General features: G+C 28.1%; 3 protein-coding genes. 2 read left to right on the top strand and 1 reads right to left on the bottom strand.

The window, feature by feature from the left end:
- Both LDP10_RS02660 and dapE read left to right on the top strand, forming a co-directional pair.
- Positions 1-1,389, top strand: a 1,389-nt coding sequence (locus LDP10_RS02660; RefSeq protein WP_265197204.1) for a transketolase family protein, incomplete at its 5' end; no start/stop codon positions are given.
- 225 nt (positions 1,390-1,614) lie between these two features.
- Positions 1,615-2,742, top strand: a complete 1,128-nt coding sequence (gene dapE / locus LDP10_RS02655; protein ID WP_265197203.1) for a succinyl-diaminopimelate desuccinylase — start codon at positions 1,615-1,617, stop codon at positions 2,740-2,742.
- Positions 2,743-2,996: 254 nt separating this feature from the next.
- Here dapE and dapA read toward each other — a convergent pair whose 3' ends face one another.
- Positions 2,997-3,878: a 4-hydroxy-tetrahydrodipicolinate synthase gene (gene dapA / locus LDP10_RS02650; RefSeq protein ID WP_265197202.1), complete on the bottom strand. Its 882-nt coding sequence runs from the start codon at positions 3,876-3,878 to the stop codon at positions 2,997-2,999.
- Positions 3,879-4,036: the final 158 nt, after the last annotated feature.

Here is a 4,036-nt window from a genome sequence, read left to right as displayed (position 1 = left end):
GCTTTGCGTTTTAAATCTTATCATTGGCATGTTGTCGATAATGTAGATGGTCATGCTCCTGAAGAGATTAGGAATGCTATTATAGAATCTAAAAGTGTCATAGATCGTCCATCTATTATTATTTGTAATACAATAATTGGTTTTGGTTCTCCCAATAAATCAGGAACAGCGGAATCGCATGGTGCTCCGTTGGGAGAAAAAGAAATATTTTTAACAAAAAAAGCATTACAGTGGAAATATGAATCTTTTCAGATACCCGATGGAATTTATGAAAAATGGAATGCCACAAATATCGGGAAATCTAGAGAAGAAATATGGAATAAAAAATTTAATGAGTACAGGATTCATTATCCTGATTTGGCAAAAGAATATATTCGTCGCATGCAAAGAGATTTGCCAAATGATTGGGATGAAAAAATTAATATTTTCTTAGAAAAATTAAATAAATATCCTGAAAATATAGCGACCAGAAAAGCTTCTCAGAACATATTAGAAAATTTAGGTAGTTTATTACCTGAATTAATAGGAGGATCTGCTGATCTTGCTCCTAGCAATTTAACTATGTGGTCAGGTTCTTCATCAATTAAAAAAAATTTATCTGGGAATTATATTCATTATGGTGTTAGAGAATTTGGAATGACTGCAATTTCCAACGGTATTTCACAACATGGGGGTTTTATAGCATATAGTGCCACTTTTTTAATTTTTGTCGAGTATGCACGAAACGCAGTTCGTATGGCGGCATTAATGAAAACTCAACAAATTCTCATATATACTCACGATTCAATTGGTTTAGGGGAAGATGGTCCAACACATCAACCTGTAGAACAGTTAGCAAGTTTGCGTTTTACACCTAACATGAGTGTTTGGAGGCCAAGTGATCAAATAGAAACAGTTATTGCATGGAAATATGCTATAGAAAGGAAAAAAGGACCAACATCTTTAATTTTATCACGTCAAAATTTATCTCAATTTTTTAGAACTAAATCACAAATAAATAATATAGAGAGAGGAGGATATATTTTATATGAAAATGTTACTTCTCCTGATTTAATTATTATATCGACTGGTTCTGAATTAAAAATTGCATTAGATGTTGCTGAAGTATTAGTTTCAATTGGTTATAAGGTCAGAGTGGTATCAATGCCTTCGACGGATGTATTTGATCAACAAGATTTATTTTATCGTGAAAAGGTTCTTCCTTCTGTTGTTTCTCAACGGGTTGCTATTGAAGCCAGTATGAAAGATTTTTGGTATAAATATGTCGGTTTAAATGGTTTAATTATCGGAATGGATACATTCGGTGATTCTGCTCCTGCTGAAGAATTGTTTGATAAATTTGGTTTTAGTGTGAAAACTATAGTGGAAAAAATAAAATTATTTTTTTAGTTTTTAAATTTTATTTTTATCTTTAAATATTTTTTCAATATATTTGGATAATTTTTATCCAATATATTGAATTAGATTGATTTTGAGTAATCAATATAGCAACAAATTGCACGTTATTTTATTTTTTATATATTTAAGTTTTTACTAATATATTTTTTATTATATTTTAATTTTTATTAAAATTAATATTTTCATATATTCTGATTTAATTTTAAAGGATATCTTATGTTTTGTCCAATTATTAATTTAGCAAAGGAACTTATTAATATTCCGTCTATTAGTCCTCTCGATTTAGGATGTCAAAACATTATTGCTAAACGTCTTTCCAATATAGGTTTTACAGTAGAAATGATGAATTTTAAGGATACTTGTAATTTATGGGCTACTAGAGGTAAAGGGAAAACATTAACTTTATTAGGACATACTGATGTTGTGCATCCGGGTAAAATTTGTCGTTGGAATACCTTGCCATTTGAATCTATTGTGAAAGACGGAATGTTATTTGGTAGAGGATCTGCTGACATGAAAGGTGCTTTGGCAGCTATGGTAGTGGCTGTAGAGAGGTGTGTTGCATCTGTTCCTAAACATAATGGAAGACTATCTTTTTTAATTACTTCAGACGAAGAATCAAGTGCTATCAATGGTACTAAAAAAGTTTTAGAAAAGTTAAATTTACGGAATGAAAAAATTGATTATTGTTTAGTAGGAGAACCATCTAGTTCTAATATATTAGGAGATGTTATTAAAAATGGTCGCCGAGGGTCTATGACAGCAAATCTTTCTATTTATGGAATTCAAGGACACGTTGCATACCCTCAGTTTGCTAAAAATCCGATACATTTTGTTATTCCTTTTCTGTCATCTTTACTATCTACTAAGTGGAGTTTTGGAAATATAAATTTTCCATCTACTAGTATGCAATTAACTGATATTAGATCAGGAAATGGTGGGAACAATATTATTCCAGGAGAAATTTTTGTACAATTTAATTTTCGATTTGGAAATGATATTACTTCTGATAATATTAAAGATATCGTTAATAAATTATTATCTAAACATTTGTTGAAATATGACATTAACTGGAATATTTCCGCTAAACCTTTTCTTACTCAATCAGGTGATTTGTTAAAAACAGTTAAAAATGTAGTTAAACATGTTGGTGGTATTATCCCAAAAGTGTTGACTACAGGTGGTACTTCTGATGGTCGTTTTTTTTCGATTATGGGAGCACAAGTAGTAGAATTAGGTTTAATTAACAAGACTATTCATAAAGTTAATGAATATGCCAAAGTTGTTGATTTACAATTATTAACTAAAATGTACGAGAATATTATAAAAGATTTAATTTTTTGAAAAATATATTTGAATTCGTTTTTTTATTTATATAAAATATATCAGAGTATCAAAATGATACTCTGTTGTTAATAGACAATAAGTAATTTTTATTATATAGAGATTAGGATTAATAAATTTTATTTAGATAATTTTAAAATAAAATTTTGTATTATCGGTTTTAATATATTTTAAGATTAAATTTTATTTTTATGAAAATAATAAAAATTATATTTAAATTTAATTATAGTATATAATAAGCATTATAATAATTTTTAAGGATACAATTTTAGTTCTTCAAGTATTTGATTTAAAATAGTTTTTGTAGAATTCGAAATTTTTGTCATAGGTAGACGAAGTGTATCAGTTTTTATTAATCCTAATTTTTTTGCTGCCCATTTAACTGGTATAGGATTCGGTTCTTTAAATAGCACTTTATGTAAGGGCATTAAACGTTGGTTAATGAGACGAGCAGTATTAAAATCTTTTTTTAATGCTAATGAACATATTTTTTTCATTTCTGCTGCAGCAATGTTAGCTGTTACTGAGATTACTCCATTTCCGCCTAGCTGCATAAAATCTAAAGCCGTTTCATCATCTCCACTAAAAATTATAAAATCGTCTTTAACGTATTGTTTTATTAAATGAATTCTTGATAAATCTCCAGTAGCTTCTTTAATGCCTATAATATTTTTTAATTTAGCTAATTTAATTACTGTCTCAGGTACTAAATCGCATCCTGTACGAGCTGGAACATTATAAAGAATTTGAGGTAAATCACTGTTTTCAGAAATAGATTTAAAATGTTGATATAGACCTTCTTGAGTTGGTCTATTATAGTAAGGAGTTACCGTTAAACACGCTGTTATACCTGTTTTTTCGAATTTTTTAGTTAATAAAATACTTTCAGATGTTGCATTAGCTCCTGTACCAGCAATAACAGGAATTCTTCCATCAGCCAAGTCAAGAGTTAGCATAATTACACGACTATGTTCTTCAGGATTAAGTGTAGCTGATTCTCCCGTAGTTCCAACTGCAACAATTGCTGAAGTGCCATTTTTAATGTGATAATTAATTAATTTTTTTAAGCTTTGTTGACAAATTTTGCCTTTTTCATCCATAGGTGTAATTAAAGCTACGATGCTTCCTTTAAACATTTTATTTTCTCTCTTTAAAATAATGATATTTAATGACTATAAAAAATTGCTTTTACAGAATTATATAATAAATTTGAGTATTTTTTAATTTGATTTTCGTAGAGATATTAAATAAAAATTATTTTAATATATTTATTTTATATTTTATTTTCTTTTTT

It is taken from the genome of Buchnera aphidicola (Pemphigus obesinymphae) (assembly GCF_026122815.1).
Lineage (GTDB): Bacteria > Pseudomonadota > Gammaproteobacteria > Enterobacterales > Enterobacteriaceae > Buchnera_C > Buchnera_C aphidicola_BJ.
Note: the sequence above shows the minus strand (reverse complement) of the source record. Positions and strands in the feature narration are given on the sequence as shown.

What these genes read in the sequence shown, in the direction of transcription:
- dapE (WP_265197203.1), top strand. Translation starts at nt 1,615, where the DNA reads ATGTTTTGTCCAATTATTAATTTAGCAAAGGAACTTATTAATATTCCG.
- dapA (WP_265197202.1), bottom strand. Translation starts at nt 3,878, where the DNA reads ATGTTTAAAGGAAGCATCGTAGCTTTAATTACACCTATGGATGAAAAA.